The following is an 8457-nucleotide window of genomic DNA, read 5'->3' on the forward strand; positions in this document are numbered from 1 at the left end:
ACTAAAGGCCAAACTCTTGTTGTTGATAAAGACCATGCAGGCTTCGGTATTAAAGGTGCTACCGATGGCATGGTTACCAGTGAAGTGTCCGGTCAAGACGTAGTAGTTGACTTAACAACGGCAACGAAAAAAAAAATCAACAACGCAGCCGGTAAAGATTTAGGCAACTTGGATGACAAAGGCAAAGAAGTTATTAAGGAAGTTGTTCAGAAATCCGTTGACGTAAAAGGTGGCACTAACATCGAAGTAACCAGTGCAACCGGTGCTGATGATGTTAAGACATTCACCGTTAACATGAAGAACAATGTTGACTTAGGTGCTGACGGCTCCATTAAAGCCGGTGCCACTACAGTTGACGCTAACGGTTTAGCCATTGCCGACGGTCCGTCCGTAACTAAAGACGGTATCGATGCAGGCGGTAAAGTAGTATCCAACCTCGGTGAAGGCTCCGTGTCTGAAGGCTCCACTGATGCAGTAACCGGTGGTCAGTTATACGGTGTGAAAACTGAATTAGATGGCAAAGTAAACACTGTTACTAACGAAGTTAATACAATTAAGACTGACGTTGGTACATTGAAGACTGAAGTAACAACCGTTAAAAATGATGTTGGTACTCTCAAAACTGAAGTAAATACAGTTAAAACTGATGTGGGTACCCTCAAAACTGAAGTAACGAACGTTAAAACTGATGTAGGCACGATTCGTACAGATGTGAATACCTTGACTGATCGTGTAACGACGGTTGAAAACACTGCAGGTAGCGCTCTTCAAACAGTAACGGTAACAGATACTAATGGTCAAAAACTTGTTGTTAATAAAGAAAACTCAGGTTTCGGCATTAAAGGTGCTACCGATGGCATGGTTACCAGCGAAGTGTCCGGTCGGGACTTGGTAGTTGACTTAACAGCTGCTACGAAAGAAAAAAATAACAACGCAGCCGGTAAAGACTTAGGCAACTTGGACGATAAAGGCAAAACTGTTATTAAAGAAGTTGTTCAAGACGCTGTTGACGTAAAAGGCGGTAGCAATATCAATGTAGATAAAGCTACGGTTGATGGTGTTAAGACATTCACTGTTAACTTGGATAAAAACTTGGATCTCGGCGGCGAAGGTTCTATCACTTTGGGCGATACCATCATCAAATCCGGTGACGTACAAGTTGGTGGTACAACCATTAATAACGGCGGCGTAACCTTGAACTCTAACGGAGAATTCAAAGTTGGCGATACTGTAATCAACGGCAACACAATCAATGTTGGCGGTACAACCCTCAACCAAGGTGGTTTGACAATTAAAAACGGTCCTTCCATCAATGTTGGCGGTATCAACATGGGCGGTACTAAGATTACGAACGTAGCTAATGCGACCGAGGCAGGCGATGTAGTAACTTACAACCAGTTACAAGAAGTTAAAAATATCGCTACTGAAGGTTCCGAATTGGCTAGCAGCGCACTTCAAACCGTATCGGTTAAAGGCAACGACGGCCAAGTAATCACAATCAGCAAAGGTCAGGCAAGTCTTGGTATCGTAGGCGCAGCTGATGGCATGGTTGAAAGCAAAGTTAATGGTAATGATTTGGTAGTTGATTTAACAACAGCTACGAAAGAAAAAATTAACAATGCAGCTGGTAAAGACTTAGGCAACTTGGATGACAAAGGTAAAGAAGTTATCAAAGAAGTGAGTCAGGATGCAGTTGATGTAGTAGGCGGTAACAATATCACTGTTGATACTGAAAAAGCTGATGATGTTAAGACGTTCACAGTTAACTTGAACAAAGACTTGAACTTAGGTGGTGAAGGATCCATCACTTTAGGCGATACTGTCATTAAATCCGGTGACCTCCATGTTGGTGGTACAACGATTAATAACGGTGGCGTAACCCTTGTTCCTACCGGTGAATTCCGAGTTGGTGATACAGTAATTAACGGCGGTTCCATTAATGTAGCCGGCACAACGATCAATGAAGGCGGCATTACGGTTAACCCTCAAGGCAACATCGTTCTCGGTGATACGACAATCTCCAATGGTGGTTTCACAATTAAGAACGGTCCTACCATCAACGTTGGCGGCATCAATATGGGTGGCACTAAGATTACTAACGTAGCGAACGGTACTCAAGAAGGCGATGTAGTAACTTACAACCAATTGCAAGAAGTGAAAAATATCGCAACTGAAGGCTCCGAATTAGCTAACTCCGCTTTACAGACTATCTCCATCAATGATGGTAACGGTGGTGTGATTACGGTTAATAAAGGTCAGGCAGGCTTCGGTGTTACCGGTAAATCCGGTGGCATGGTTGAAAGCAAAGTTGATGGTCAAAACTTGGTAGTAGACTTAACGGCAGCTACTAAAGAAAAGATTAACAACGCAGCTGATAAAGACTTGTCCAACTTAAGTGATAAAGGCAAAGAAGTTATCAAAGAAACCAGTCAGAATGCGGTTAATGTAACAGGTGGTACTAACATTACGGTAACTCCTTCCGACGTTAACGGTGTTAAGACATTCGATGTTAACTTGAACAACCAAATCGACCTTGGTACTACAGGCTCCGTAAAAGCAGGTAACACAACGGTAGATAACAATGGTGTAAGCGTAGGCTCCAGCACATTGAACGGTGAGGGCTTAGCCATTACCGGTGGTCCTTCTGTAACTAAAGACGGCATCGATGCAGGCAACAAAGTAATTTCCAACATTGCTGATGGTGTAAAAGCCGGCGACGCTGTGAATAAAGGCCAGTTGGATAAAGTAGATACTAAAGTTACTGACTTAACCGGTAGAGTTGACGGTCTCGACAAAGGCCTTAAAGACTTGGGAACTAAAGTTGACGGCTTAGGTCAAGAAGTAAAAGACCTTGGCACAAAAGTTGGCGACTTGGATACTAAAGTAGGTAATTTAGACACTAAAGTTGGCAACCTTGATACTAAAGTAACCGATTTGGACAAAACCGTAAAAGGCTTTGATGGTAGAATTACTGACGTTGAAAAACTCGCCGGCAGAGCTATGCAGGGAATCACGATTGGCACTGACACCAATAATGAAGATGAACATGTAAATCTTACTAAAGATAACAGTCGTATGGACATTGTTGGTGCTACCGATGAAAAAGGTAATAAGTCAATTGTAACTGCTGTTGAAGGGAATAAAGTCACTGTTGATCTTACCGATACGGTAAAAACTAAGATTGATAATGCAGCAACCAAAAATATGGACAATTTAACTTCTGAAGGTAAAGCTAATGTTCGTAAATTGGTACAAGCAGTAGGCGGTGACGAGTATGTTTCTGTTAAAACAATTATGAATCCTGATGGGTCAAAAACATTTAATATCAGCATGACTAAAGAAGCTGTTGAAGAATTTACTCGTGAAACCGGCTGGTATCATCCGGAAGATGATGAAACAGTAAATACGGTTGAAACTGAAAAATCAGGGTTCCGTAATGCAACTACAAATACTTCAACTAAGCCTAAGAGAAGTGGCTTGAAATACACTGAAAACTTTAAAATTGCTGATGGTGAAAAACTTGAATTAAATGATGACTTACATGTAGGTCATTCATTAACGATAGGTGAAGTTAATGGACAAGATCGAGATGCATCACAAGGCGGTGTAGCTGAAATAACCGCTCAGGGATTCCACGTTGGTGAATCGTCATTAACAGGTAATTCGTTGACTATAGGTGGTGTCAACGATAGTAGCGTGGCTCAGTTGACGAAAGCTGCCTTAACATTCGGTGATGTAACTGATGGAACAGTAACTGCATCAACTACTTTATCGAAAGATGGTTTGGCTGTTGGTGATACTAGCGTAACATCCGAAAAAGTTGCTGTAGGTAAGTCTTCGCTTACTAGTGATACACTTACGGTAGATGGAATCAAATTAGCTAGCCAATCAACTACTGAAAGAGGTTTGATTACTTTAGACAATGTGGCTCAAGGGTCTATTACCGAATCTTCTAACCAAGCAATTACCGGTGCTCAGTTGTATCCTATTAAAACTCAGGTTGAAACGAATACGGCAGCAATCGGTGTACTTGGTGAAGTAGTAAATGCTCAAGGTCAGGCAATTCAAGGTTTGTCTTCCGATATTCAAAACGTACGCAATGAATCTGCTGAAGGCGATGCAATGGCAGCTTCCTTAGCCGCATTGAATCCGCTTCCATATGCTGAAGGCGAACGTGGACAGATTATGGCCGGCTTAGGTACTTACAGAGGCAAACAAGCATTGGCAGTAGGTTATGCATACGCACCGGATAGCGATCAGCAATACACGGTAGGTCTCTCCTATGGTCAAGGTGGTAAAGCTATGGCTAACTTAGGGGCTACATTCCGTATCGGTTCCGGAGAAACAACCAAACCTGGTACTTCTGTAGCGGCAGTTCAAAATAAAGTTCAAGCTTTAGAAGCACAGAATAAAGCACAACAAGCTAAATTCGATGCTGAATTGGCTGCAAAACAGAACCAGATTGATGCTCAGAACGATCGCATTGCTAAATTGGAAGCTTTGGTACAGCAGTTAGTTCAAAAATAATCTCCCTATACTATATTAATAGTTTTAACTAAGAGAACTTGAGAGAGATATAATTCAAGTGAAATTAAAAAAATACCTCTCTAAGTCCTCTGTAGAAGGACAACTAAATAGCACTAAAAAACTCGTTTGAAAGCCATGACTAGTGGTTTGCAAATATGCATGAAAAATGTGTATTTCTAACCTTAGTCATGGCTTTTTTGTGTTCTTAAACAATTCGTGTAAAAATAATGCTGAAATGATATAAATTTATTTACTGAATGGCAAAAATATATTGAGAGTAAGATGAAAATCATAGTGGCAAAAAACACAGATTTTATATAGATAGATTTAAATATTGAAATATATAACTAAATGATAATGGACTGAAAAAGTGATTAGAAAAACAATAAGTGGCATTAAAATGGAAAAAATAGAGAATGAAATTCCTATTGCGAAGATAGGATTAATGTGGTATTCTGAATAAGTCGTGAAACGATAAATTTAAATATATGGATTTATTGTTTCTGTGATGTGTTAACGAAAGAATCAATTAAACGGTTACAATATATTTCGATTGTAATCATGTGTTTATTAAAAAAATAAGTGTAAAAGTTATTCTGGTGAATAAGGAGAAAATGAATGAAAAAAAGATTAAGTGTAGGTAAACGTTTAGCGGTAATGGGAACAGTGCTCGCAGTAACCGGTGGTTTCTGGGGCGGACAATCTGTATTGGCGGTGGATAATGCAGCTGGCACAGGTAATGGTGTAGCCATTGGTACAGGCTCGGTTGCTACACAGTCAAACTCGGTAGCAGTAGGAGGTAGTGCAAATGTTACAGGTGGCTCAGCAACTGCGGTTGGTAATAGTTCACAAGCTACTTTTGGTTTTACAACTGCTATTGGGCATAGTGCTAAGGCAACTGCACTGAATGCAACAGCATTAGGATATAATTCGGCTGCTAGCGGACAGTATTCAACTGCCCTTGGTTCTACTGCAAAAGCACAAGGCTTGAATAGTATTGCATTAGGTAAAGGTGCTACTACCAGTTCCTTTGCTGAAGATGGAATTGTTATTGGTAATGGTGCTAATGTTAATCCTACAGCTAAAATGGTTAAAATTATTGCGATTGGTGCTTCTTCCAATGCTACAGGAAATAACGCTATTGCTCTTGGCGGTAGTGCTAAAGCTACAGCTAACTATACTATGGCGCTTGGGTCGGGAAGTACTGCGAGTGCGACAAATACGATGGCATTAGGAAATTCTGCAATGGCTAATAAAGAGTTCTCAATTGCAGTAGGTTCAAATGCAAAGGCACTAGGGAAGAACGGTGTCGTTATGGGATACCAAGCTAATACTACTACATTAACTGAGGGTGCGATAGCTATTGGTAATTCTGCTAGTGTTACACCTTCAATTCGAAGTCTTCAAGGCATAGCTATTGGTGAAAGTAGTAATGTAAATGGTAATAAGGGTATGGCTATTGGTGGGTCAGCTAAAGCCCTCGCAAATTTTACTACTGCACTTGGTGCTGAAACTGAAGCAAGTGTGGCTAATGCAACTGCAGTAGGTGCTACAGCAAAAGCTAGAGGTGAAAAATCGACTGCGTTAGGGCAGAATACTGAAGCTAACGGCCAAGAATCTACAGCCCTTGGTGCAGCTTCTATAGCTTCTGGGCTAAGTTCTATTGCATTAGGTTCTTCTGCTGATGCTGTTGGAGGTAATTCTATTGCCGTTGGTACTAACTCACTAGCTAATAATACCTTGACTATGGCTATGGGTCAGGCTTCAAAAGCATATGGTACACAAGCTATGGCAATTGGCGTAAAAGGTGAAGTTGCTGTAGGAGGCTATAATGCTATTGCTATGGGTTATAATTCGTATGTAGGCGAAATTAATGAAACTCATAAGTCGGTAGTTACAACTGCTAATCCTACTGTAACGGTTCGAGCTTTAGCAGCTGCTACAGATGCAACTACAACCGATGTAAGTCCTATTGACGGTAATGTAAATTATAAACTTAGTGATGATTATTATCCGGTGACTATTAATGATAAAACATCATCAGACACTGAAAAAATCTATGAAAACTCTATTGCTATCGGTATGGGCGCGAAATCCTTTGGTTTCCAAACTCTAGCTATCGGTGGTGTTTCCGAAGCTCACGATTCCAATACAATCGCAGTAGGTCTTTCCGCTATTGCTCAAGGTCATTACTCTGTAGCTATGGGGCAACAGGCACGTACTTCTTCAGATAATGCATTAGCAATTGGTCATTATGCAGAATCTCATGGAGAAGAATCAACGGCTATCGGTTATTTCTCTCGTGTTGGTGGAGCTAATAATATTGCTTTGGGTAACATGACTCGTTTGCAAGGTGTAGATAATTCTGTTGCACTAGGTTCAAATGCACGTTCTGTACTTAGCAATTCCGTAGCCATCGGTAATAATTCTGCGGCTCTTATTGATTCAACTTTTGATATACCAGCAGTATATTCTAATGAACGGTTTAGTGCAGATCAAGGAGTTGTATCTGTAGGTAATATGTACTACACAGTAACAGATACTAAAACCGGAAAAATTCGAGAATACGAAGCTAATACTCGTCGTATTATTAATGTTGCCGGTGGTTATGCCGATACAGATGCAGTCAACGTAGCGCAGTTGAAAGCAGCTCTTAAAGATATTACTATTGAAGCTGCTGAGGGGATTACTGTAAATCGTGTTGATAATAAATTTACAATTGGTTTAAATGTTGTTGGAACAGAAACACCAACTGACGTGGTAACTGTAACACCACCTCCATATAATCCAACTCCTACAACGACAACACCATCTGATGATACACAGACTACGCAGGGTGAAAGCGATTCTGGAGATACAGGCACAACAACTCCAACAACACCTGAAGAAGGTTATCCTAAATCCGGTTCTCAGGTAACAATTGGTGTTGAAACTAAGCCAATTGGCATTGTTGATAATGCAGGCAATAAGACAGCAGTTACTCCTGGTAGCGACTTCAGTGTTGTTGGTGGCAATAATATCACAACTACTGCGAGCGAAGTAACTGTTAACGGAACTACAGTTCCTAAGTTGGAAGTAGCTCTTAACAAAGACTTAACCGGTTTAAACAGCGTATCTACTAACGGTTTAACTATTAAAGGTGCTGACGGTAAAGATACTGTTGTTATCAAAGGTGATAACATTAGCATGGGCAACAATATCATTCATGATGTGAAAGCCGGTGTGAAAGATAACGATGCTGTTAACGTGAGTCAGCTTCGTCAAGAAATTCAAGGTGAAACTCGCGTATCTGCTGATGGCGCTTTCATCAAAAAAGACAACACAGCAGCTCAGAACATTACAGCTTTGGATAATCAGGTTCAGGCTAACAGCGAAAGCATTAGTTCCATCAATGATAGCATCACTAACCTCAACGGTGGTGTATCCAACTTGAGCAATCAAGTAAGCAAATTGGACAATCGTCTTGATCGTGTAGGTGCCGGTGCAGCCGCTTTGGCAGCTTTACACCCACAGGACTTCGATCCAAGTGCAAAATGGGACTTCGCAGCCGGTTATGGTAACTACAAAGGCACTAATGCAGTGGCCTTGGGTGCGTTCTATCGTCCGACAAATGATGTAATGTTCTCTATGGGTACCAGCATGGGCGGCGGTGAAAACATGTTCAACGCCGGCGTAAGCATTAAATTCGGTAGCAGCAATGAGTACTCCAATTACTCCAAATCTGCATTAGCTGAAGTTGTTTCCAACCAGGCTTCTACTATTGAAAACTTGAATAACCGTGTAGCTAAACAGGAACAAGAAAATCAAGAATTGCGTGCTCAGATTCAAGAAATCTTGAACCAGTTGGCTAGCAAATAATAATTAAATAATACATTTACATCTTTCGTGTAAATAAAATCAAAAAGGGGCTGTAACGAAATTGAGTTTTTT

2 protein-coding genes are annotated in these 8457 nt (G+C 40.8%); both read left to right on the plus strand.

Annotated elements, in window-relative coordinates:
- Positions 1–4527 (plus strand): YadA-like family protein (locus QZL64_RS11500; protein WP_296309593.1); only part of this gene is annotated, 4527 nt, incomplete at its 5' end.
- 618 nt (positions 4528–5145) lie between these two features.
- Positions 5146–8385, plus strand: a complete 3240-nt coding sequence (locus QZL64_RS11505) for a YadA-like family protein (protein ID WP_021842123.1) — start codon at positions 5146–5148, stop codon at positions 8383–8385.
- Positions 8386–8457 lie beyond the last annotated feature (72 nt).

The organism is Veillonella sp. CAG:933 (assembly GCF_000431435.1).
Lineage (GTDB): Bacteria > Bacillota > Negativicutes > Veillonellales > Veillonellaceae > Veillonella_A.

Excerpts from the sequence above, each read along its gene's own strand:
- QZL64_RS11505 (WP_021842123.1), top strand. The coding sequence starts at position 5,146 with ATGAAAAAAAGATTAAGTGTAGGTAAACGTTTAGCGGTAATGGGAACA.